The sequence below is a fragment of the Micromonospora coriariae genome (assembly GCF_900091455.1).
GTDB lineage: Bacteria > Actinomycetota > Actinomycetes > Mycobacteriales > Micromonosporaceae > Micromonospora > Micromonospora coriariae.
This window is the reverse complement of record NZ_LT607412.1, coordinates 6759101-6781517: the sequence shown is the minus strand read 5'-3', so window position 1 is coordinate 6781517 and position 22417 is coordinate 6759101. Positions and strand designations below refer to the sequence as shown.

Annotated in this window: 19 protein-coding genes; 12 read left to right on the top strand and 7 right to left on the bottom strand. The window is 72.3% G+C overall.

From position 1 onward, the window contains the following. The first annotated feature begins 30 nt into the window (after nt 1–30). Both GA0070607_RS31475 and GA0070607_RS31470 read left to right on the top strand, forming a co-directional pair. Nucleotides 31–939: a hypothetical protein gene (locus GA0070607_RS31475; protein WP_157743330.1), complete on the top strand. Its 909-nt coding sequence runs from the start codon at nt 31–33 to the stop codon at nt 937–939. A gap of 117 nt (nt 940–1056) precedes the next feature. Next, the gene (locus GA0070607_RS31470) at nt 1057–2355 is read left to right on the top strand and encodes a D-alanyl-D-alanine carboxypeptidase family protein (RefSeq protein WP_089021444.1); all 1299 of its coding nucleotides are present in this window, start codon (nt 1057–1059) and stop codon (nt 2353–2355) included. 46 nt (nt 2356–2401) lie between these two features. Here GA0070607_RS31470 and GA0070607_RS31465 read toward each other — a convergent pair whose 3' ends face one another. Then, nucleotides 2402–3106 carry an SDR family oxidoreductase gene (locus tag GA0070607_RS31465; RefSeq protein WP_089021443.1) on the bottom strand — a complete coding sequence of 235 codons (705 nt, stop codon included), beginning with the start codon at nt 3104–3106 and terminating at the stop codon, nt 2402–2404. A 109-nt stretch (nt 3107–3215) separates the two neighbouring features. Between GA0070607_RS31465 and GA0070607_RS31460 the strand changes: the two genes are divergently transcribed. Then, nucleotides 3216–3593 carry a MerR family transcriptional regulator gene (locus GA0070607_RS31460; protein ID WP_089021442.1) on the top strand — a complete coding sequence of 126 codons (378 nt, stop codon included), beginning with the start codon at nt 3216–3218 and terminating at the stop codon, nt 3591–3593. Nucleotides 3594–3784: 191 nt separating this feature from the next. Further along, nucleotides 3785–5161 (top strand): FAD-dependent oxidoreductase, encoded by a 1377-nt coding sequence (locus GA0070607_RS31455; RefSeq protein WP_089021441.1) that lies wholly within the window; start codon nt 3785–3787, stop codon nt 5159–5161. A 23-nt stretch (nt 5162–5184) separates the two neighbouring features. On the opposite strand, the gene GA0070607_RS31450 is transcribed toward GA0070607_RS31455, so the two are convergent. From GA0070607_RS31450 to GA0070607_RS31430, 5 genes are all read right to left on the bottom strand, one after another. Further along, nucleotides 5185–5661 (bottom strand): heme-degrading domain-containing protein, encoded by a 477-nt coding sequence (locus GA0070607_RS31450; RefSeq protein ID WP_089022235.1) that lies wholly within the window; start codon nt 5659–5661, stop codon nt 5185–5187. A gap of 83 nt (nt 5662–5744) precedes the next feature. Further along, nucleotides 5745–7199: an SDR family NAD(P)-dependent oxidoreductase gene (locus tag GA0070607_RS31445; RefSeq protein WP_089021440.1), complete on the bottom strand. Its 1455-nt coding sequence runs from the start codon at nt 7197–7199 to the stop codon at nt 5745–5747. A 128-nt stretch (nt 7200–7327) separates the two neighbouring features. Next, entirely contained in the window at nt 7328–7561 is a 234-nt protein-coding gene (locus tag GA0070607_RS31440; RefSeq protein WP_089021439.1) for a hypothetical protein, read from the bottom strand. Between the two features lie 17 nt (nt 7562–7578). Continuing rightward, a complete protein-coding gene (locus tag GA0070607_RS31435; protein WP_089021438.1) occupies nt 7579–8421 on the bottom strand; it encodes an ABC transporter permease in 843 nt (280 codons plus the stop codon). Continuing rightward, the gene (locus GA0070607_RS31430) at nt 8418–9374 is read right to left on the bottom strand and encodes an ABC transporter ATP-binding protein (protein ID WP_089021437.1); all 957 of its coding nucleotides are present in this window, start codon (nt 9372–9374) and stop codon (nt 8418–8420) included. The genes GA0070607_RS31435 and GA0070607_RS31430 overlap by 4 nt, the downstream gene beginning before the upstream one ends. A 444-nt stretch (nt 9375–9818) precedes the next feature. On the opposite strand from GA0070607_RS31430, the gene GA0070607_RS31425 reads away from it, so the two are divergent. The 8 genes from GA0070607_RS31425 to GA0070607_RS31390 all read left to right on the top strand — a co-directional run bounded on the left by GA0070607_RS31425 (nt 9819) and on the right by GA0070607_RS31390 (nt 21532). Then, nucleotides 9819–11963, top strand: a complete 2145-nt coding sequence (locus GA0070607_RS31425) for a TOMM precursor leader peptide-binding protein (protein ID WP_172899141.1) — start codon at nt 9819–9821, stop codon at nt 11961–11963. 53 nt (nt 11964–12016) lie between these two features. Continuing rightward, complete coding sequence (locus GA0070607_RS31420; RefSeq protein WP_046564715.1) at nt 12017–12199, top strand: hypothetical protein; 183 nt, start codon at nt 12017–12019, stop codon at nt 12197–12199. 292 nt (nt 12200–12491) lie between these two features. Beyond that, nucleotides 12492–12677, top strand: coding sequence for a thiazolylpeptide-type bacteriocin (locus tag GA0070607_RS31415; protein WP_089021435.1), 186 nt, complete (start codon nt 12492–12494; stop codon nt 12675–12677). A gap of 93 nt (nt 12678–12770) precedes the next feature. Beyond that, nucleotides 12771–14732: a TOMM precursor leader peptide-binding protein gene (locus tag GA0070607_RS31410; RefSeq protein ID WP_089021434.1), complete on the top strand. Its 1962-nt coding sequence runs from the start codon at nt 12771–12773 to the stop codon at nt 14730–14732. Nucleotides 14733–14742: 10 nt separating this feature from the next. Next, complete coding sequence (locus GA0070607_RS31405; protein ID WP_089021433.1) at nt 14743–16359, top strand: SagB family peptide dehydrogenase; 1617 nt, start codon at nt 14743–14745, stop codon at nt 16357–16359. Between the two features lie 79 nt (nt 16360–16438). Further along, entirely contained in the window at nt 16439–19219 is a 2781-nt protein-coding gene (locus GA0070607_RS31400; protein WP_089021432.1) for a lantibiotic dehydratase, read from the top strand. Next, a complete protein-coding gene (locus tag GA0070607_RS31395; RefSeq protein ID WP_089022234.1) occupies nt 19212–20258 on the top strand; it encodes a thiopeptide-type bacteriocin biosynthesis protein in 1047 nt (348 codons plus the stop codon). Before GA0070607_RS31400 ends, GA0070607_RS31395 begins: the two co-directional genes overlap by 8 nt. Further along, nucleotides 20255–21532, top strand: a complete 1278-nt coding sequence (locus GA0070607_RS31390; protein ID WP_089021431.1) for a metalloprotease — start codon at nt 20255–20257, stop codon at nt 21530–21532. The genes GA0070607_RS31395 and GA0070607_RS31390 overlap by 4 nt, the downstream gene beginning before the upstream one ends. Here GA0070607_RS31390 and GA0070607_RS31385 read toward each other — a convergent pair. Next, entirely contained in the window at nt 21499–22404 is a 906-nt protein-coding gene (locus GA0070607_RS31385) for a siderophore-interacting protein (protein ID WP_089021430.1), read from the bottom strand. The genes GA0070607_RS31390 and GA0070607_RS31385 overlap by 34 nt on opposite strands. Nucleotides 22405–22417 lie beyond the last annotated feature (13 nt).

The window sequence follows — 22417 nt, the reverse complement described above, 5'->3', positions numbered from 1 at the left end:
CCCCGGTCGGCCCGTGACATGATTGCGCCCATGGGTAAGCAGCAGGACGTCGGCGGGCCCGACCGTCAGAACGGTTCAGGCACCACCAACCACCCTGTGACCAGTGGCAGCGCGGACGCGCAGCTCGCCCTCGCGCAGGACCCCGCCACGCCACAGATGACCCTCATCGATCTGGCGTCCGACCCGTCGGCGGTGGTTCGCAAGGCGGTCGCGTCCCGGCCCGACGCACCCGCGCAGGCGCTGCGATCGCTGACCCGGGACGCTGATCGTCAGGTCCGGGAGGCCGTGGCGAGAAACACCTCGACCTCGGTCGGCAATCTCCTGCGTCTCGTCAAGGACGCCGACCGGTGGGTCCGCTGGGCGGTCGCCGGCAACCCGGCCTGCGACGAGTCGGTTCGCCAGGTGATGGCGGCGGCGCCCGACAAGGAGCTTCGCGGTCTCCTCGCGGAGACGCGGGGGCTCGAACCCGAACTGGCCGCCAGGCTGATCGACGACGTCTCACCCGAGGTACGGGAACGACTCGCCACCCACACCCACGACCCCGACGTGATCACCGCCCTGATGGCCGACCGCACCGCGCGCGTACGCAAGGGGGTCGCCCGCAACCCGCGGACCACCGCCGTGCAGCGCAGCGTGCTCGCCCAGGACCCGGTGGTCGACGTCCGTGCCGCGCTCGTTCGGGCGGTCGAGCTGGAGGAGGCGGATCTGGAACGCCTCGTCGACGACCGCTCGGTGCAGGTTCGACTGGCGATGGCGAAGTCCGAGATCATCCCGTCGCGGATCCGGCAGGCTCTCGGCCGTGATCCGGACGAGACGGTGGCGAGCGCCGCGCGGAGTTTCCGCCCGGGAGCGGGCAACTCGCCGGTGGTACGCGCCCCACGCGTCGGTCACCGGCGCTCCGCGACCGGACCGGGTCGCCCGGGCGACGCCACGCGCTGAGGAGCCGGTGGCATCGGCGGCCGCGACGGACCGGTGACCACCGGGGCGGAGCACGGCCAGCGACGCGCCGACCAGGACTGTTAACCTCCGGAGTTCGATCACGGGGGAGGTCACACGATGGGTGGTTTGGCGGAATCGCCGACCGAGGATCTCGGCCGGCTGCTCCCGGCGCCGCCGGCCCGGCGCGACCGGCGTCGCCTGCCGTGGGCGCTGGGCGGCCTGCTGGTCCTGCTGCTGCTCCTCGGCGGCGGGTTGTACGCCGTCGCGCCGCTGCGCGACCCGCTGCCCGCCCCGACGGTCGAGCTGACCCTGCCGGCGTCGATGGCCATCCCCGGTACGGCGCCGCGACTGCCCTGGCCGCGTTCCGGTCAGGCGATGATCTCAGTGGACGGGCTCGGGACGCTCGGCGCCTTCGGCGGGTCTAAGCCGCTGCCGATCGCGAGCGTGACGAAGGTGATGACGGCCTACGTCATCCTCACCGAGCACCCTCTCGCCGCCGGCGAGCAGGGCCCGAAGCTGACCGTCAGCGCCGCGCAGGCGGCCGCTTATCCGGCCGAGAAGGCACGCGGCGAGTCGCTCGTGGAGGTGCGGGCCGGGGAGGTGATCACCGAACGGCAGGCGTTGCAGGCCGTGCTCCTGCCCTCGGCGAACAACATGGCGCGCATCCTCGCGGCCTGGGACTCGGGCAGCGTCGCCGCCTTCGTCGACAAGATGAACGCGGTGGCGGACGACCTCGGCATGTCCGACACCCACTACACCGACCCGTCCGGCCTCGACCCCGACACGGTGAGCACGGCGCGGGACCAGGTGATCCTGGCGAGCAGGGCGATGGCGTTGCCGACGTTCGCCGAGATCGTCAAGCAGAAGCAGGCGACCATCCCGGTGGCCGGCACTGTGCGGAACTACAACGAGCTGGTCGGTCGCAACGGCGTGGTGGGGATCAAGACCGGCTCCACCGACGAGGCCGGCGGTTGTCTCGTCTTCGCGGCGGTGCTCACCGTGGGCGGCCGGAAGCTCCGCATCGTCGGTGCCGTCCTGGGCCAACCCGGCGCCAACACCCCGGTCCAGCTGGACCGGGTGTTCGCGGTGACCCGGTCGTTGCTGCGCTCGACAGCGGCCGCGCTCGCTGTCCACACGCTCGTCGAGGCCGGCGAGCAGGTCGCCACCGTGCGTGGCCCGTTGGGTGCCGGCAGCACCATCAACGCCGCCGAGAAGGTCGAGGTGGTCGGCTGGCCGGGCCTGCGGGTACGGCTCGCCGCGCAGATCCCCGCGGTGTCGTCGCGGATCGCCGCCGGCGCCGAGCACGGCCAGCTCACGGCCACCGCCGGCGTCGGCAAGCCGGTCGTCACGACGCTGCGGACCGGCGCCGCGATGGAACCGCCGACCACCTGGGAACGCATCCGCCGCCACCGCTGAGCGCCGAACGAGACGTTCGGCGTTCAGCGGCGCTGCGCCGCTGCCGTCAGCCGACGGTGGCGGTGTAGAAGGCGCTCGGGTCGCCGGCGAGGGACGCCTTGACGTGGGCGCTCCACTCGTCGGCGATCACCTCGAGCTTGCCCGCCTCGATGCCGTCGAGGGCGGCGCGAACGACGTCGGCCGGATCCATCTTGTCGCCGTCGTAGTCGGCCGTCATGTCGGTATCGGCGGTGCCCAGGTGCAGGCCGGTCACCAGTGTGCCCTGGCCGGCCAGTTCGAGCCGGATCCCGTTGGTCAGGCTCCACTCGGCGGCCTTCGCCGCGCCGTAGGCGTTGGCCCCGTCGTAGGCGAACCACGACAACGCGGACAGGACGTTGAGGATGCCCCCGCCGCCGTTACGTCCGAGCACCGGCGCGAACCCCCGCACCATGGCGAGCGTGCCGTAGAAGTGGGTGTCCATCTCCGACCGGATCTTGCTCAGATCACCGGTGACCAGATTGGTCGAGGTCGAGATCCCCGCATTGTTGATCAGCAGGGTGACGTCGGACGCGGCCCGCACCGCCTCCTCGACCGACTGCGGGTCGGTGATGTCCAGGCGGAGCTTCTCGACGCCGGGCATGTCGATCTGTTCGGGATTGCGAGCCGTGGCGTACACCTTCGCCGCGCCGCGCTCCAGCAGTTGCTGGGCGAAGTGCCGGCCGATGCCACGGTTGGCGCCGGTGACCAGCGCGATCGAATCCGAGATCCGCATGATTGCCTCCTGGCAGGTGCAAGAACGAGCGGTACGCGGGCTACGCTAAAACCTGACGTAGACGTGAGGGGCAAGCCGTGTGGCTGGCCTCACAACCCGGGGGTGGGACGTGCGGATCGGTGAACTCGCCGCCAGGACCGGCGTGTCGGTGCGAGCGCTGCGCTACTACGAGGAGCAGGAGCTGCTGATCGGGGCGCGCAGCAGCGGTGGACAGCGCCACTACCCCGACAGCGCCGTCGACCGGGTCGACCTGATCCAGATGCTGTACGCCGCCGGCCTGTCCAGCAGGACGATCTTGAACCTGCTGCCCTGCGTCGACGCGAAGGTCAACACCCCGCAGTCCCGCGCCATGCTCAACACCGAACGCGGACGCATCGACCGGCAGATCACCCAACTCATGCAGGCCCGAGACCGGCTCGACGCCGTCATCGCGCTCAGCGAGAGCGCGGCCAGCGGCTGCACCCGGATGGAGTCCGAAGCGCCGTAGCGGTGGGCCAGGCCGCGACGAAGAGCTGATTCACGACAGACACCGCGTGACGAACCTGTCCCGGCAACGTCCGACGCCTGTGCAACGATCGTCGGGCGTCATGTCGAAGCGCCAGTTCCCGCCAGCCTGTCCGCACTGTCGCTGACAGACCCGGGGGAGGGCGCCGCACCTCGTACCCCTTGGAGAGCACCATGCCCCTCTCCCCGGCTCGGGTCTTCGCCGCGCTCAATGCCGTGCTGCCCCCCGACCAGGCGTCCCCGGTCATGGGCAAGGCCGTCGTGCTCGGCGGCAGCATCGCCGAGCTGCTGGCAGCCCGGGTGTTGTCCGACTACGCGGAGAGCGTCGTCATCATCGACCGGGACGACCTGGAGGTGACGGGCGGGCGGCCCGGCGTGCCGCAGGGGACGCAACTGCACGCGCTGCTGCCCGGCGGCCTCCTCCATTTCGAGCGCCTCTTCCCGGGATTCCGCGAACAGGCCCTGGCGCAGGGAGCGGTCGAGGCACCGCCCGCGGCGAGGCGGAACTACCTCGACGGCCGTCTCAAGGTGATCGTCCCCGACGACGCCGACAGCCTGGCGGGCAGTCGGCCTCTCCTGGAGGGGCTGATCCGCCAGCAGGTGCTGCGACTGCCGAACGTCAAGACGGTCACCGCCCGCGCCACCGCTCTGGTGTTCGACGATGCAGTGGCGAGCGGTGTCCGCTGCGAGGTCGGCGGGGTCCCCGGGGTCGAGAGCGGCGACCTCGTGGTGGACGCCATGGGGCGTTCGAGCAGGCTCTCCGACTGGCTGGAGCAGGCCGGCTGGGACCGACCCGCCACACGGCGGATGACCGTGCGCCTGAACTACGCGACCGCCCTGTTCCGACGTCCCGACGCGGACCCGGCTTCGGCGGTCGTGCTGGCACTGCACACGCCGAAGATGTCGCTGGACGTGGTCGGCGCCGCGTTCTTCGCGATCGAGGGCGGCCGCTGGATGGCCATGATGGCCGGTTACGGGGACAGCCGCCCGGGGCGTACGGCGGAGGACTTCGTCCGTCGGTTGCGGGAGCAGTTCCCGTCGGAGTTCGGCGAGGTCGCCGGAAACGAGATGCTGGGCGATGTCCAGACCTACCACCATTCCGACAGCCGCCGGCGGGACTTCCACGCGATGAAGCGTTTCCCGGCGGGCCTGGTCAGCGTCGGTGACGCCGTCGCGTCGTTCAACCCGGTGTACGGGCAGGGGATGACCGCGGCGGCTCTGCACGCGGCCTGCCTGTCGACGTACCTGCGGTCCGGCCCGGATCTGAGCGCCCCCGCGCGCCGGTATCTCGCCCTGCAGAAGGTCGTGGTCGACGCCGCCTGGTCGACGTCGACCTCCGCCGACCTGGCGTTGCCGCACGTCGACGGCCCCTACCCGCGTGGCTACCGGTTCTCCAGCTGGGCCAGCGACCAGATCGTCCGGGCGACCGTCACGGACGTGGCGACCGCGCGACGGTTCAACGAGGTCGTTTCCATGCGCAAGCACCCGCTCGCGCTGACCGCACCCCGGGTGATCCTGGGCGCCCTGCGGGCCAACCGGCGGGCACGCTGACCGGTCGCCGGCCGCGCGTGCGACTACTGCTGGATCTTGCGCAGGATGTCGACCACGAAGCGGTGGTCGTCCAGCTGCGGAAGGCCTGACACGCCCATCCAGCCGACCACGCCGGTGCCGCGAACCCGCAGTGGCACCGCGCCCCCGGCGGCCGCGTAGCGGGAGGCCGGCAGGCCGTACTTCTCCGCCAGCGTCACCTGCTTGTCCTGGCAGAGCCGGGCCACGTACAGCGACGAGTGCTCGAACCGCGTCACCACGCGCCCCTTGCGGCGCAGCCACACGTCGTTGTCCGCCGTGGAGCCGGGCAGGCCGCAGTGGAACAGCTGGCGCCCGGAACGCCATACACCCACTGCAATCGGGAGCCGCTGCTCACTCGCGGCGGCGACGGCGAGCGTCCCCAGCTCGTACGCGTCCGTCTCCGACAGGCCCGCAAGCTCCAGCTCGCTCTCCTCGCGCCGCAGCTCGTCCAGCGTGGGCCACGAGTCCTGGTCAGATGGCATGCGTACCTTCTCCTCGTCGAGTGGACGTACCTGCTGATTGTCGCAAACCCGCTGGTCGTGGGTTCGGGGAAGCGCCGTGGCGGTCACCAGGCGCAGGGGGCGTAGTCCTTCAGGAAGCAGCCGTACAGGTCCTCGCCCTGCTCGCCGCGGACGATCGGGTCGTACACCCGTGCCGCACCGTCGACCAGGTCCAGCGGGGCGTGGAAGCCCTCGTCCGCCAGTCGCATCTTCGTCGGGTGCGGCCGCTCGTCGGTGATCCAGCCGGTGTCGACGCTTGTCATCAGGATGCCGTCGGTCAACATCTCCTGGGCGCTGGTGCGGGTCAGCATGTTCAGCGCGGCCTTGGCCATGTTGGTGTGCGGGTGCCCCGGCCCCTTGTAGCCGCGACCGAACTGGCCCTCCATCGCCGACACGTTCACCACGTACTTGCGGCGGGCCTTCGCGGCGGCCATCGCCGGGCGCAGCCGACTGACCAGCACGAACGGCGCGGTCACGTTGCACAGCTGCACTTCCAGCAGCTCGACCGGGTCCACCTCCTGCACCCGCTGGACCCAGCTGTTCACCGAGTCGAGGTCCGGCACCAGACCGCCGGCGTCGATGGCGGTGGACGCCGCGATCCGTTCCGGCGAGGCCGAGCCGCTGGTCAGCGCCAGCGCGGTCAGCGCGTGCGGGGTGAGCGCCGTCGACTGTGGGCCGGCGGTCAGGCTTGGGGTGCTCTGGCCGCCCGACTTGGCGAAGGTGATCAGCTCCGGCAGCGGGCCCTCCGGCAGGGCGGCGGCCTCCGCCGCGACGAGTTGCGAGTACGCCCCGGGCGAGCGCCGTACGGTCTGCGCCGCGTTGTTGATCAGGATGTCAAGTGGTCCCTGTGCGGCGACCGAGTCGGCGAGGGCGATCACCTGAGCCGGGTCGCGCAGGTCGATCCCGACGATCCGCAGCCGGTGCAGCCAGTCCGCGCTGTCCGGCATTGCGGCGAACCTGCGGACCGCGTCGTGCGGAAAGCGCGTGGTCACCGTGGTGTGCGCGCCGTCACGCAGCAGCCGCAGCGCGATGTACATGCCGATCTTCGCCCGGCCGCCGGTGAGCAGCGCGCGCCGGCCGGTCAGGTCGGTGCGGGCGTCCCGGCGCTGCCGGTTGAGCGCCGCACAGGACGGGCAGAGCTGGTGGTAGAACGCGTCCACCTCGCGGTAGCGCTGTTTGCAGACGTAGCAGCCGCGCGGATTGTGCAGGACGCCGGCCGTGGCACCCGCGGTGGGAGAGGCGAGCGGGATGCCCTGCGTCTCGTCGTCGATCCGGCCGGGGGCGCCCGTGGCGGTGGCCGCCGTCACCGCGCGGTCGGCCGCCACGATGGCGTCGCGCCGCTCCTCGCGTCGCCGCTGCTTGATCACCTTGTAGAGCTTCGCGGTGGCGCGCTGCACCCGCACCACGTCGGGATGATCGGACGGCAGAGCTTCCAACGCCTCGAAGACGCTGAGACAGGTCTCCAGCTGGCTCCGGTCAATCCCGGGTTGACCGATTTCCGTACCGTTGTCCACCGTCATGCGTCTCTGTCTCGTCCCGTTCCCTGCGCCGGATCCAGCCGGCCCGCCCCAAGTCCGACCCGGAACTGTACGCACCGCAGGGCCTCCGCTGCACCCCACACGCCCTGCTCGCGCCGAAGCCGCGTGGGTCAGCTCTCCGGGTGGCGCCGGACGAAGTCCTGGTAGGTCTCGTTGGCCAGCTCCTGCTCCCGGATACGGGCGGTCAGCTCCGCCTGGCGCAGCTCGGCCGCCGACCGGGCCCGAGCGAGGCGCAGCTCGTGCCGCCGGTCGCGTGCCCGGGCCCAGGCGCGCACCACGGCCCACGCGATCCAGCCACCGCACGCCACCAGTCCGGTCAACGCGAAGGCGAGGAGGAAGTCCATCTCGACATCCTTTCCGGTCAGCTGACGTCCCGGCGTACCGCGAGCCAGATCCCCAGGCCGAACATCAGCACCACGTATCCCGCCAGGACGGCGGCGGGAAGCCCGGCGCCGCTCGACTCGATCACCCCTGGCGTGCCCCCGTCGAACTGCGATCGGGCTCCCAGCGCGCCCGCCAGCGCGCCGGAGCTGGGGGCGAGCAGAAGCTTCTGGACCATCTCCAGCGGGCTCAGTACCAGGGCGAGGCCGCTGATCGCGTTCTCCAGCACCAGCGTCCAGACCAGGCCCACGGCGATCGCCGTCGCGGTGCTGCGGAACACGATCGCGAGGAAGTAGCCCACGCTGGCGTGCGCGCCGCAGATCAGCCAGGCGGCCCCGACGGCCCCCGCCAGGTCACTCGTCGCCGGCCAGCGCAGGCCGCGTCCCTCGATCAGCGCGAGCAGCGCGGTGACCCCGGCCAGCGCGGCGAAGGTGAGCGCGACGAGCAGCAGGGTCAGGGCACAGAGCGCGACGGCGTGCCCGGCCAGCACCTGCGCCCGCCGCGGACGCTGGGTGAAGATCAGGTTGAGCGTGCCCCAGCGGTACTCGTTGCCCACGACCAGAGCGCCGAGGATCACCACGATCGCCCCACCGAAGAGCGGGAACAGCCCGATTCCGGTGGTGACGAGCTGGCCGGGCAGCACGGCGTCCAGCAGGGACGCGGCCGATGCCGCCTGCTTCGGATCGCCGGCCAGCGCCAGGTGCACCAGGTACGGGACACCGACGCCGAAGGCGAGCGCCAACACGATCCAGGTGAGGGTGACGGTCCAGACCGCCGGCCGTTTCCGGTCCGCGAACCAGGCCGCACGTACCGAGGCGATCACCGGCTGCCCCCCGTCATGGTCGTCGACTCCTCCCGACCGGCCCGGTCCGGCCCGGTCAGCTCCAGGAACGCCTCTTCCAGTGAGTGGCGCACCGGCCGGAGCTCCCGTACGTCGATGCCCGCCTCGACCAGTCGCCGGTTGAGCTCCGCGGCCAGCGCCGGATCCGCGCTGACCCGTAGCCGGCCGTCGACCGTCTCCACCCCGCGGACGCTCCGGTGGTCACGCAGGCACGCGGCGGCCTTGTCCACCGGGTCGGCGGCGATGAGCAGTTCCCCGGCGCCAAGCGCGGCGCGCAGCTCGTCCGAGGTGCCGTCGGCGACCAGGCGGCCGCGGTTGATCACCGCGATCCGGTCGCAGACCTGCTCCACCTCACCGAGCACGTGGCTGGAGAGCAGCACGGTGCGCCCGTGTTGCCCCAGCGACCGGAGCAGCTCCCGGATCTCCGACACCCCGGCCGGGTCGAGCCCGTTGGTGGGTTCGTCGAGGATCAGCAGGCTCGGCTCCTTGAGCAGCGCGGCCGCCACCCCGAGCCGCTGCTTCATGCCCAGCGAGTACGTCCGGAACGCCGAGCGTGCGCGTCCGGTCAGGCCCACCTCGGCCAGCACCCGGTCGGCGGCGCTGTCGGGCACTGACGCGTAGCGGGCGGCCAACCGCAGGTTGTCCACGCCGGACAGATGGGGGTAGAAGGCCGGTGACTCGATCAGGGCGCCGACCCGGGCCAGCTGGTCCGGGGTGCCGGGCGGCTGGCCGAGCACCCGGATCCGGCCGGAGGTCGGCCGGACGAGCCCCACCAGCATCCGCATGGTGGTCGTCTTGCCGGCGCCGTTCGGGCCGAGGAAGCCGAAGACCGTCCCCTCGGGCACCCGCAGGTCGAGGGCGTCGACAGCGGTGACGCCGCCGGGATAACGCTTGGTGACGTCGTGCAATTCGATGGCGAATCGGTCATTCCCCAACGGATTGCCGCAATCGTCGAGCGGTGTGGCGGATGCCGCCGAGGAGATTTTCCAGCGTCTTCATCTGACGGTCCTTACTTATTTCCGACCACAACAGACGGTTGATTGCGCACAGTCAATTAACTGACCGTTAAGGCGCGGTCGAGGTGGCGGTGGGGCGCCGCCAGCCTCGGGATCACGCCGCCGGCCCGCCACCGCCTGGAACGATGTAAAAGTCTCTGACCTGCGGAGGTGCCCATGACGCCCACAGAGTAGCGGAGGTTGATCGGTGCCGGAAGGCCCTCCGCGGTGGGGTCCGGAAAAATTTCCCCCAGCCGCAGCTCAGTGCCCCCCAATTGACTCCCGCCGCTGCCCCCGACGAAACAATCTGTTGACGAACGAATAGACCATGGGCAGCATGTAGACACTTTCGAGTCGATGGTGATCGCTGGCATAGGAGCCCGGATGAGCCTGCCGCGGGACGGTGCGGAGAACCTGGAAGTGCGACCTAAGCTGCGACATGACGTGGTCTTCCTGGACGCGCCGGCCGGCGCCTACCTGCGCGGGCCGGACACCGCCTTCCTGATCAAGGGAAGGTCCGCCTTCCGTTGGCTGACCTCGTTGAGCCCGTACCTGACCGGCGAGCACACCCTGGGGCAGCTCACCGCCTCCCTGGACCAGGGGCAGCGCCAAACCGTGCTCACACTGGTCCGCGCGCTGCTCGCCCGTGGTTTCGCGAAGGACGCCGGCGACCGTACCGAGCTGGCCGAGGCGGTCGCCCGGCGGTTCGCCCCGCAGATCGAGTTCATCGACCACTTCGCCGACGATCCCACAGGCCGTTTCCTGCGCCTGCACACCGCCCGCGTGGTGCTGGTCGGTGGGGGAGCGACCCTGCTGGCCGCGGCGAGCGGCCTGCTCCGCAACGGGTGTCTCCACCTTGACCTGTACCCGGACGACGACCCGTCGCGCTACGCCGAGGCGTTGCGGCCGGAGGTGGTCGAGCTGCGCGACGACGGGCTGGCGGCCGCGGTGCGGGTGCACGACGGCCCGGTCGAGCTGAGCGGAGCGGACGCGGTGGTGTACTGCACCGACCGCACGGGCCTGGCCGGCCTTGCCGAGCTGGCCCGTGCCTGTCACCGCGACGGCCCGCTCTTGGTCCCGGTTCTCTGGGACGACGAGCGGGCGGTGGTGGGACCGACGGTCCAGCCGGGCCGGACTCCATGCTGGCTCTGCGCCCAGCTGCGGCTCGCCGCTGCAGCCGATGCCGCCGTCGCCGCCGAGTTCTGGCGGCAGCTCGCCGTCGGCCCCGGCACCGACGCGCCCACGCCGCTGCCGGAGGTGACCGCGCGGATGGTCGGCAACGTCGCCGCGTTCGAGCTGTTCCGGGTCCTCACCGGCGCCCTGGCGCCGGACACCGCCGACGGCGTGCTGCTGCTGGACCGGTCAACCCTGGAGGCCGCCCGGGAACGGGTACTGCCGCATCCGGCCTGCCCGGTCTGTCGGGACGTCGACGTGCCCGAACCGGCCGGGGCAGGCGGCTCCGACGACGAGACCTACCAGCGTGCCCAGGCATTGGTGTCACCGAACGCCGGGGTCTTCACCCGGTTCGTGGACGACCCGCTGGAGCAGGCACCGCTGAAGACGGCCCGGCTGCGGCTGCCCGGCCGGCACCGGCCACGCGAGGTGACCGCGTTCGACGTGCACACCGTGCTGAACGCCCGGCTGGCCGCGTACCGGGTGGCGGTGCGTGACCACGCCGCCAGGTACGCCGACCCACACGCCGGTGTGCTGGCCTCGGCCGAACAACTGCGCGGGCGTGGCGGGCACCCGGTGCCGTGGACCGAGCTGCACAGCGCGACCGGCGCGGTGCCGTACGACCCGCGCCGGACGGTCCGCTGGCTGCCGGCGACCGTGCTGGGCCGTCCGGAGAGCGTGTGGGTTCCGGCCGCCCTGGCGCTGCCCACCTCCGCTGCCAACGGCGACGGGCTCGCCGAGCGGACCCACGCCGGCGCGGCGGCCGCCGACAGCCTCGACGGCGTCATCGATCAGGGTCTTGCGGACGCGCTGGCGTACCACGTCCTGACCGCGGCGATGCGTGGCGACGGTGGCCTCGCCGCGCTCGGCGAGGAGGAGCTGGTCGCCGACGAGGACACCGCGTTCGTGGTGAAGGCGGCCCACCGCTTCGGCCACCAGCTCGCGGTCTTCACCCTCACCGGCGCCGCACCGGCGCACGCCGTCCTCGCGGTCAGCGTGGCACCGGGCGGTGGGGACCGCGACTGGCGGCTCGCCGGCGGCTTCGACCCGGTCGCCACGCGGCTCAGCGCCCTGAAGGACCTGGTCGGACGGATCCAGGTGCGGCACTTCGAGGGGAACGACGCCGACCTCGGCGACCCCGTGCTCGCGGACCTCGACCCGGCCACCCTCACCGGACGCGCCGCCAACGGCACCGGGGCGGTCGGCGGCACCGACCGGCACGCGGTGCTCGCCGCCCTGGCCGAGCGGGGGATCAGCGTGCTGCTGGTCGAGACCACCACCCGGGACCTTCGGGCCAGCGGGGCGTTCCGCAGCGGCGTGGTCCTGCTGCGGCACGACGGCCGCGCGGCCGACTGAACCACCACATCAGTGGTCCGAGCGAGGCACGCACCGTGGAAGGAGGTGGAAACATGCCGATCACCCTGAATGACGAGCTCCGCGAGCTGGAGACCGAGACCTTCGAGATCGAGGAGGTTGAGGACGGCGGCGAGGCTCTCGCCGCTACCAGCTCCAGCTGCTCCTGCTCGAGCTGCTGCAGTTGCAGCACGTCGAGCTGCTGCAGCACCAGCACCAGCACCTCCAGCTGCGGCTGACCGGGTGGACGGGGTTGACCCCCACAGCGCTGACGCAGTCAGTCCCCGGTGGGACGTCGCATCTGAACGCACCAACCGCCGCCGGCCGACACCGGCGAGTAGCCCCTGCGTGCCTCCGCTGGCTCCACAGTGGTGGTGCGGACGCAGACCCACCACGACTGGCGCCGACCGCGGCTCAAGGCCACACCTCGTCGAGTTGCAGCAGCACCAGCCGAGCCTCGGCGCCACCGGCCGCTCCGGACGGTCGGACGGCGCAGAGGCCCGCGAACGCCCCGAGGGGAGGTAGAGGGAAATGCCGGATCTGACGGAGGAACTCCGCGCGTTGGAGACCGAGACGTTCGAGATCGAGGACGTCGACGCGATCGACGCGATGGTCATGGACTGGTCCAGCTCCAGCTGTTCCTGCTCCAGCTGCTGCAGTTGCAGCACGTCCAGTTGCTGCAGCAGCAGCACCAGCACCGGATGCGGCGGCGGGTAAGCCCACCGCAGTCGTCCCCGCCGGCGAGCCACGCCGGCGGGGAGCCCCGGTCCCGACACCAGACCCGCAGCGACCGCAGACAGGTGAAACCGCATGATCGTCGACGTCCGGACCACCTCCACCGGGTGGGACGCCAGCCTCAAGCAGCTCGGCGAGGCGTTCCACGAGCGGCTCCACGCTGGCCAGCCGGCCGGCAACGACCCGTTGCCCGCCGGGATCACCGTCCGCATCGCCGCCCTCGGCCTGACCGACGCGTACGCCGACGGCGGTGAGGGGCTCACCAGCGACGTGGTGCCGATCTGGCTGCACGGCGCCACCGCGCTGGTCGGCCCCCGCTGGACCGGCGCCCGTGACCCGGCGCCGACCCGACCCGGCCCGTGCCCGTTCTGCGTCCAACGACGCTGGCAGGCCATCCGGCTCCGGGAGGAGCGGCACGCCCTGGAGCACGGCGCTCAGGTCGGGACGGTGGCGCCGCTGCCGCACCTCACCCCCTTCGCGGTCGACGCTCTCTGGCAGCTGTTCCGGCAGGCCTGCCGCCCCCGGGCCGACCGCCCCGGTGTGGCGCGGCTGCACCAGCTGCGGATGGACACCCTGGAGACGGCGGTGGTCGAGGTGCTCGCCGACTCCGAATGCCCTGCCTGCGGGACCACCCGTCCGGACACCGCCGAGGCGGCGGTGATCCCACTGACCCGCCGGGCCAAGCCGAACCCGACCGCGTACCGGCTGCGTGCGGCCGGCGAGCTGGACCTGCCGGTCGGCGCGCTGGCCAACCCGGTCGCCGGGGCGCTGGGCGGCAACGCGCTGCGGGCGTACAACGCCACCGCCACCGCGCCGGTCACCGGCTACTTCCGGGTCCGCAGCCGGTACGACCTGCACGAGATGTGGTGGAGCGGGCACGCCAACAGCTACGGCGGCAGTGAGACGTACGCGCTGCTGGAGGGGCTGGAGCGGTACGCCGGCCAGTTCCCGCGGGCCAAGCGCACCGAGGTCTTCGACAGCTACGCCAACCTCGCCCCGGACGCGCTCGACCCGGCCGGCCTGGGTTACCACCCGGCCTTCTACCAGGGGCACGGGCTCTACTACACCCCGTACTCGCCGGACGAGCCGATGCACTGGGTCTGGGGGTGGTCGCTGCGCGACAGCACGCCCCGCCTCGTTCCCGAACAGCTCGTCTACTACCTTGACCGCCGCACCGACCAACGCAAGTTCGTTCAGGAGTGCTCCAACGGCTGCGCCAGCGGCAGCTGCCCGGAGGAGGCGTTGCTGCACGGCATGCTCGAACTCATCGAGCGGGACGCCTTCCTGCTCGCCTGGTACGGCTCGGCCCGGCTCGCCGAGATCGACCCGGCGACCTGCCGCGACGAGCGGGTGCACTTCATGCTGGACCGGGTCGACCTGCTCGGCTACGACATCCGCCTCTTCGACACCCGCGCCGACCTGCCGGTTCCGGTGGTCACCGCGGTCGCGGTCCGGCGCGGCGACGGGCTCGGTCGGCTCTGCTTCGCCGCCGGCGCGAGCCTCGACCCGGACGACGCGGTCCGGGCAGCGCTCTGCGAGACCGCCTCCTACGTCCCCGGCTTCGACGAGCGGGTCGCCGCCAGCGAACCCGAGCTGCGCGAGATGGTCACTGACTACACCCGGGTCACCGAGCTGAGCCACCACGCGCTGCTCTACGGCCTGCCGGAGATGGCGCGACACGCGGCGTTCCTCCTGGACGACCCGCCGCTGCGATCCATGTCGGAGCTGTACGGCGACTGGCTCGCCGTCCGGCCCGAACACGACGACCTGCGCGCGGACATGACCTACCTCGCCGGCCTGATCGCCAGCCTCGGCGGTGACGTCGTCGCGGTCGACCAGACCTGCCCGGAGCAGGAGGTCGCCGGGGTCCACACGATGGCCGTCGTGGCTCCGGCCCTGGTCCCCATCGACTTCGGCTGGCAGCGGCAGCGGGTGCTCTGGAGCGACCGGCTGGAGCGGTACCTGGCTCGGGGCCGGCACGGACCGGACGGGCTCGGCGCCACCGGCCGCAACCCCCACCCGCACCCCTTCCCGTAGGAGCAGCGACATGCAGCAGGAGGCCCGCGAGGTCGTCCGGGACTACACCGAGGCGGTGTTCCGCCGGGCCCGGACTCCGATGGAACCGCTCAACTACGAGGTGGACTGGGCCGACCAGCCCTCACGGCACAAGAGCTACCCCGGCGCGCCCCGGCTGCCGCTGCCCGCCGATCTGCCCGAGCTGCCCACCCTGCGCGATCTGCACACCGGGGAGAACCTGCCGGCGACCACCCGCTGGTCGCTGGCCGGGCTGGCCGCCCTGCTGCGCCTGTCGTACGGGGTGCTGGACCGGCGGATGGCTGTCAACTGGAACCAGGACGTCGCCAAGCGGGCGCACCTCGAGCACGCGGTGTGGGGACGCGGCACCGCGTCCGGGGGCGGGATGTACCCGGTGGAGGTGTACCTGGTGGTGGGGGCGGGCGGGCCGCTGCTGCCGGGCGTCTACCACTACCACACCGGAGCGCACGTGCTGGAGCGGCTGCTGCTCGGCGACGTCACAGGCACCGTCCGCGCCGCCCTCGGCACCGACGGCCCGGGTACCGGCGGCGACAGCTACCTGCTGGCCGGCATCCGGTTCTGGAAGAACTCCTTCAAGTACAACAGCTTCTGCTACCACGTGGTCACCCAGGATCTCGGCGCTCTGCTCGGCTCCTGGGATCTGCTGGCGCCCGCTCTGGGCGTACCCCTGCGGCGGCTGCTCTGCTTCGATCCGGCGCCCCTGGACCGGCTGCTCGACCTGGACAGCGACGCGGAGAGCGTCTTCGCGGTCGTGCCGGTGGACTGGACCGGCGCCGACACCCGCTCACCGGCGGCACCGGCGGACGCCACCGCGCGGGTGCGCGCCCGCTACCCCGCCTTCGAACGGTCCCGCCGGATACGGGACTTCCCCGCGGTCACCGCGGTCCACCGGGCGGCGGCCACGTTGGCCCGACCCGCCCCCGACACCGTCGAATCCGCCGCACCCCGGGACCTGCCGGGCGAGCCGGTCGCCCTGCCCGCGCCGCGGCTGGACCGGCTCAGCCGTCCACTGTCGGCGGTGCTGGCCAGCCGGTCCAGCAGCTTCGGCCGGTTCCGTCGGCCGCCCGAGCTGACCGCGGCCGACCTCGGCACCACGCTCGCCTTCGCCGCCGCCGCCCGGCGGTACCCGGCGGACATCAAACGAACCGACGGCGGGCCCGAGCTGACCCGGCTCTGGGTCTTCGCCAACCACGTCGACGGGCTGCCCGGCGGCGGCTACGCCTACTGCGAGCGGCGCCACGCCCTGCTGCCGGCCGGCTCCGAACCCGAGGGTGGGATGTCCGCCTTCCTGCAACAGCAGTACTTCCTCACCAACTACACGATGGGTCAGGTCGGCGCGGTGCTGGCCATCTCCGGCCGGCCGGACGCGGTCCTCGACGTGTTCGGCCCCCGTGGCTACCGCATGCTGAACGCCGAGGTCGGCACAGTCGCCCAGCGGGCGTACTGCGCGGCCACCGCGCAACGCCTGGGCTGCGGCGCGGTGCTCGGCTTCGACAACGTCGCCATGAACACCGCCCTCGGGCTGGACGGCACCGACGAACGAACCGTGCTCTTCCTGCTCCTCGGGCGGCATCCTGAGGCCACCGCCGACCTGGCGTACCGGCTGTGACCGCCCCGTCCCGTGCCGCCGCGCCGACGCCGGCGGCGGACGTCCGACCCGTGACCATCCGTCGACGAAGGAGAGACCCGTGACGGTGTCCCTGCCCGCACCCCCGGTGACCCCGGTCTCCTGGCGGATGCCCGGGGTGTTCATGCTGCGCACCGCCGGACTGCCCATCGAGGTCGCCGACCAGCTCGCCTTCGACCGGACCGCCGACTGGTCCCGCCGCGTGCTCGACCTGCAGGACCGGCTCCGGGTGACCGGCCGGGACCTTGCCGACGCGCTCGAGGTCGCGGTGGGCCGGAACGTGACAGATGACGGGCTGCGGCAACGGCTGATCCGGCTGCGCCGGGACGTGTTCAACCTCCGCCCGCCCCGACCCGCCGACCCGTCGGCCTGGCCGGCTGCCGCGTTGGGCGCGGACACCCACCGGGACCTGGCCCACTGGCTGGAGACCTTCGCCGCGTACCGCCGGGAGCTGGCCGCCGGCCCGGCGGTGCTCGACGACGAGTTGGGGCGGCGGCGGACAGTGCTGCGTGGCCTCGCCGACGACCCGAACCTGCGCGGTGGCATCCTGCTCGCCTCCCCGTCGCTGGACCGGTACCTCACCGGCTACCTCACCGGGACCGGCCCGCTCGGCAAACGGGCCCGCCGGGTGGAGCGGTCCCTGCTGGAGTACGCCTACCGCACCGCCGCCAAGACCAGCCCGTTCAGCACGCTGACCACCGTGAACGTCGGCACCTTCGAAACCGGCGGCGGCCGACTCCTCGACGTCGCGCCGAGCACCGGCGAGACGGTCACGGCGACGCGGGCCAGCGCCCGGCTCAACCTGGCGGCGCTGGGCCGGTTGTCGAGCATCGTGCTCGCCGACGAGACGCTCCGCGCCGACCTTCCGGTGACCGTGACGAGCGGTTGGCGCATCGCCCACGGCCGGCTGCGCTACCTGCGCCGCCGCCGGACCAGCTCGGAGGACGGCGACGCCGCGATCACCCTGGAGTCGATCCACGAGTCGCTCTTCGTGCTCCCCACCGGGCGGGTGCTGCACGACATCCTGGACGCGCTCGCCGGCGGCCGGGTACGACGGATGGACGACCTGGCCACCGAGCTGGCCACCGACGGACGCCCGGCCGAGGAGATCGCCCAGTACCTGCACCACCTGCTGCGGGTCGGTCTACTGGTGGTGCCGAACCTGCAACTGGACATCCACGACGACGACCCGGTCCAGGGGTACGCGGCGGCGCTGCGGCGGATTGGCCGGGACTGGTCCGACCGGCTCGCCGAGCGGGTGACCACCGCGAACCGGCTGGCCACCGCGTATCCGGCGGCCGACCTGCCGGCGCGTCGCCGAGCGCTGGACGGGATCCGTGACGAGCTGGTCGCCGCCCACACCGACCTCGGCCGCCCCGATGTCCCGGCCCCCCGCACCCTCATCTACGAGGACGCCACGCGACACACCGGCGCCCCGGTGACCGCCGACCGCGAGCGCTGGGAGCGGGAGGTCCTACCCGGCCTGCGGGCGCTCGCCCGGATCATGCCGGTGTTCGACATCAACCTGCCCCGCCGGCTGGCCACCAAGGGCTTCTTCCGGGCCCGGTACGGCGCCGGGGGTCGCTGCGACGACCTGCTCACCTTCGCCCACGAGTTCCAGCAGGACTTCTTCGAGCACTACAGCGGCCGGATGATGCGCCGCCGGGCGTTCGACGCGGACAACCGGTACGTCCGGCAGGAGAACTGGTTCCGGCAGGAGGAGATCACCGCGCTCGACGACGCCCGGCTGGAGGTGGCCCGGCGCATGAACGAGGCGTACGACCGGCTGCCGGCCGGCGCCGAGGAGTTGGCCCTCGACGACGCCTTCATGACCGACATCGCCGCCATGGTGCCGGAGACGCTCGGCACGCTCGACCCCCGGTCGTTCTTCCTCCAGCTCGCCGACCAGGGCGGACGACACCGGGTGGTGGTCAACCGGGTCTACTCGGGAATGACCCTGCTCTTCTCCCGCTTCGCGCACCTCTTCGCCGAGCAGGACCTCGCCGGCGCGCTCCGCGCCGAACTCGTCCGGCTCCAACCGCCCGGCGCGGTGCTCGCCGAGATCAAGGGCGGGTACGACGCGACCAATCTCAACCTGCACCCCGTTGTCACACCGTACGAGCTGGTCTGCCCGGGGGAGATCAGCCACCGGCCGGCGGCCGAGCAGATCGACATGGACGACCTCAGCGTGGAGCATGACCCGGTCGCCGACCGGCTGCTGCTGCGTTCGCGGCGGCTCGACGCCGAGGTCATCCCGGTCTATCTCGGGTTCCTGCTGCCGATGGCGCTGCCGGAGGTGCAGCAGGTGCTGCTCACCTTCGCCTACCTGGGCATGGCGCAACCCGACCTGTGGGCCGGTACGACCGTGCCGCTGCCCGGCCGGGGCATCGCCGGATACCCCCGTATCGTGCACGGCGACCTGGTCCTGCAACGGCGGATGTGGAAGCTGCACCCGGATCACCTACCGTCGCGTACGGCCGGGCAGAGCGACGCGGAGTGGTTCCTCGCCTGGCAGCGGTGGCGGCGCGACAACGGCCTGCCGCGCCGCCTGTTCGCCACCCCGGAGGGCACCCGGCTCGCCCCGGTGGCCGGGGACGACGCGGCCCAGCCAGCCGCGCAGGGCGGCGCCCGGCCGGACCACAAGCCGCTCTACGTGGACCTCGACAGCCACTTCTCGCTGCAACTGCTGGACGCGACGGCGCGTGCCGCCGGCAGCCGGCTGGTGCTGACCGAGATGCTGCCGGGCGCTGACGAGCAGGTGCTGCACGACGGCACCGGCACGTACGTCACCGAACTGACCGTCGAACTCAACGGTGTCCGAGTTGGAGCAGACCATGACTGACCACCCCGCGCCGACCGACCACGGCTGGCTCAGCGTGCACGTCTTCTACGCCAGCAACGCCAACCCCATGCTTGTCGAGGGGGTTCGTCCGCTGGTGGACGAGCTGCGCGCCGAGGGACTGATCAGCCGGTACTTCTTCATCAAGTACTGGATGGAGGGCCCACACGTCCGGTTGCGGGTGCTGCCCGCCCCCGGCGTCGACCCGGCGGCGGTCCGCGCCCGGGTGGACGCGGCCATCGACGCGTTCCTGCGCCGCCGGCCCGCGCTCTACGAGGTGGACAACGCGGGCCTGGGCGACCTGTACCGGCAGATGTTCCTCGCCGAGTACGGCGCGCAGCGGTGGGACGAGGAGTACGGCCCGGACGGCGTCATGCCGATGCGGGCGAACAACAGCTACCACCACATCCCGTACGAACGCGAGTACGGCCGGTACGGCGGCCCCGCCGGCGTCGAGCTGGCCGAGTGGCACTTCGAGCAGTCCAGCGACGTGGTGCTCGACCTGCTGGCCACCACGAACGTGCACGTCCGTCCGGTGCTGCTCGGGCTCTCCGCGCAGCTCGCCATGATGATGTGCGCCGTCTTCCTCGACGACGACCGGCGGATCGCCGGCTTTCTCGACGAGTACCGGCGGTTCTGGGAGGTCTCCTACTCGGAGCCCAGCGACGACTACCACGCCAGCTTCGACACCAGCTACCGGCGGATGGACGCCGCGCTGCGCGGTCGGCTCGCCGACATCCGCGCGGCGGCGCGGGAGCAGTCGACCGCGCGCGTGGGCGGCGTCGAGGGCCGCTGGCGGGCGCACTGCCGGGCGCTGCGCGAGCGGGTGGTGGCGTTGGCGCGAGACGGTGAGCTGGTCTTTCAGCGCGGCGGCGGTGAGCCCACCCCGCTCACGGACCTCGACGCCGCGCTGCCCATCCTGCTCAGCTCCTACGTGCACATGACAAACAACCGGCTCGGAGTGAGCATCCTGGACGAGATCTACCTGTCGTACCTGATGCGTGCCGCGCTGCTCGACGAGGCACCGGCCGGCGCGCGATGACGACGGTCGACGCCACCTGGGCCCGCCCCCGTCTGCGCGCCACGGTCGTGCTCGGCCCCGGCCAGTGGCGGGGCGAGAAGCTGGTGCACCACGTCAAGGACGGCGAGACCGGCTGGTACTACCGGGTCGGGCCACGGGAGCACTTCCTGCTCTCCCGGATGGACGGCACCCGCACGCTCGACGATCTCGCGGCCGAGTACGCCGCGACGTACCGGCGCCGGCTCGGGCCGGAGAACTGGCAGCAGCTCTTCGGCATGCTGCACCGCCGACAGTTGCTCGCCGACGCCACCGACCCGGAGACGATCGCCCGCCTGACCGCCTCGGCCGCCGAGGGCGCGGCGAACGCCCGGCGGGGGGCGTTGTCGGCCCGGTGGCCGCTCTTCGACCCGGACCGGCTCTTCACCCGGCTGCTCCCGAGGCTGGGCGCGCTGTTCAGCTGGGGGTTCGTGCTGCCCGCCCTGCTGGCCGTGCTCGCCGTGACCGGCTACGTCGCGGTGCACCTGCCGGACCTGATGCACGGGGTGGGTTCCGGACACCGCCCGCTCGCCGCGATCGTGGCGGCAGTGGTGATCACCTGGGCGATCGTCTTCGTGCACGAGTGCGCGCACGGGCTGACCTGCCGGCACTTCGGCGGGCGGGTCACCGAGATCGGGCTGATGTGGCGGTTCCCGCTGCTGGCGCCGTACTGCAAGGTCGACGACATCGTGCTCTTCACCCCGCGGCGTCGGGTGGCCACCGCGTTCGCCGGCGTGTTCGTCAGCATGCTGGCCCTGGTGCCGTTCGCCGCGATCCGGGCCTGGGTGGGGGCCGGTGCGCTGCGCGACCTGGCCGGCACCATGCTGCTCTTCGGCACCGCGACGGCCGCGCTCAACCTGGTGCCGTTCCTGCGCCTGGACGGCTACCACATGCTCAGCCACGCCCTCAACCTGGCCGACCTGCGGGCCGACACCTATCGGTTCTGGGGTCGGTTGCTGCGCGGCGGCCCTGCCACGGTCGCCGGTTACCGCCGCCGGAACCGGCTGGTCTACACCGGATACGGCCTGGCGTCGGCGGCTTTCGCGGTGACCGTGCTGACGCTGCTGGTCCGGTTCTGGTACGTCTCGCTGGCCGGCTGGCTCGGGCCCGGCTGGGCGGTGGCCGTGCTGCTCGCCGAGGCCCTGTTGCTGCTGGCGTTCGCCGGTCACCTGGCCCGGCGGCGGCGTGCGGCGGGCGGGAGCGCTTCGGCGGGCACGGCGGCGACTCAGGCCGGGTCGGCGCGGCCGAGCCGCCAGTAGCCCATGAACGCCACGGCCCGCCGGTCGAGACCCCGCTCCGCGACCAGGTGTCGGCGCAGGGTACGGATGACGCCGGCCTCCCCGGCCAGCCACGCGTACAGCGGAACCGGTGGCACCACGTCCGGGACCTCCCACAGGATCTCGGTGTCGACGTCCACGTCCGCGACGGGCTGGGCGGCGCCCGTCGCGTCACCGGCCAGCAGTTCCCCCGCCGCGGCGGCGACGGCCGGAACCAGCCGGCTGCCGTGCCCGTCCGCGCCCCGGACCAGCCAGCGGACCTCGACTCGCGGCGGAGCCACCAGCGGCAGCACGTCGTCCACGTCGGGCACCTCCAGCACGACTGTGCCACGGGCATCGCTTCCAAGTCGTTCGCAGATGCCGCTGATGGCCGGTACGGCGGTCTCGTCCCCGGCCAGCAGCAGGCTCGTCGCCGCTGACGGCCGGAACTCGATCCCGCCGTGGTCACCGTCGTAGCCGGCGTCCGGCCCGAGGATGGCGATCTCGTCGCCGGCGCGCACCCGCGCGGCCCAGCGGGTCGCCGGGCCGCTGTCGCCGTGCAGCACCAGGTCGACGTCGACCTCGGCCAGCTCCGGCCGGACCGCCCGTACGGTGTAGGTGCGCACGGGATTGCGCAGGTGCTCGGGCAGGGCCCGCCACTTCGCGTACCAGTCCGGTCCCTCCGGCAGACGCACCTCACGCTGGCCGGGCAGCGGCAGCGCCAGCTTGATCCGCTGGTCGTAACCGTTGTCGGCGAAGCGGTCGAGGTCTGGCCCGGTGAAGGTCACCCGGACGAACGACGGGCTCAGCCGGCGTACCGCCCGGACCTCGACGGTGAACAGGCGCCACGGGGCGATGGGCATGGTCTCGGTCATGGTGCCTCTCTCG

Bases quoted from the DNA above. Each gene is read 5' to 3' on its own strand.
- GA0070607_RS31445 (WP_089021440.1), bottom strand. From the start codon at position 7,199: ATGACGGTGGACAACGGTACGGAAATCGGTCAACCCGGGATTGACCGG.
- GA0070607_RS31410 (WP_089021434.1), top strand. From the start codon at position 12,771: ATGATCGTCGACGTCCGGACCACCTCCACCGGGTGGGACGCCAGCCTC.
- GA0070607_RS31425 (WP_172899141.1), top strand. From the start codon at position 9,819: ATGAGCCTGCCGCGGGACGGTGCGGAGAACCTGGAAGTGCGACCTAAG.
- GA0070607_RS31420 (WP_046564715.1), top strand. From the start codon at position 12,017: ATGCCGATCACCCTGAATGACGAGCTCCGCGAGCTGGAGACCGAGACC.
- GA0070607_RS31475 (WP_157743330.1), top strand. From the start codon at position 31: ATGGGTAAGCAGCAGGACGTCGGCGGGCCCGACCGTCAGAACGGTTCA.
- GA0070607_RS31440 (WP_089021439.1), bottom strand. From the start codon at position 7,561: ATGGACTTCCTCCTCGCCTTCGCGTTGACCGGACTGGTGGCGTGCGGT.
- GA0070607_RS31470 (WP_089021444.1), top strand. From the start codon at position 1,057: ATGGGTGGTTTGGCGGAATCGCCGACCGAGGATCTCGGCCGGCTGCTC.
- GA0070607_RS31450 (WP_089022235.1), bottom strand. From the start codon at position 5,661: ATGCCATCTGACCAGGACTCGTGGCCCACGCTGGACGAGCTGCGGCGC.
- GA0070607_RS31455 (WP_089021441.1), top strand. From the start codon at position 3,785: ATGCCCCTCTCCCCGGCTCGGGTCTTCGCCGCGCTCAATGCCGTGCTG.
- GA0070607_RS31465 (WP_089021443.1), bottom strand. From the start codon at position 3,106: ATGCGGATCTCGGATTCGATCGCGCTGGTCACCGGCGCCAACCGTGGC.
- GA0070607_RS31395 (WP_089022234.1), top strand. From the start codon at position 19,212: ATGACTGACCACCCCGCGCCGACCGACCACGGCTGGCTCAGCGTGCAC.
- GA0070607_RS31405 (WP_089021433.1), top strand. From the start codon at position 14,743: ATGCAGCAGGAGGCCCGCGAGGTCGTCCGGGACTACACCGAGGCGGTG.
- GA0070607_RS31415 (WP_089021435.1), top strand. From the start codon at position 12,492: ATGCCGGATCTGACGGAGGAACTCCGCGCGTTGGAGACCGAGACGTTC.
- GA0070607_RS31390 (WP_089021431.1), top strand. From the start codon at position 20,255: ATGACGACGGTCGACGCCACCTGGGCCCGCCCCCGTCTGCGCGCCACG.
- GA0070607_RS31385 (WP_089021430.1), bottom strand. From the start codon at position 22,404: ATGACCGAGACCATGCCCATCGCCCCGTGGCGCCTGTTCACCGTCGAG.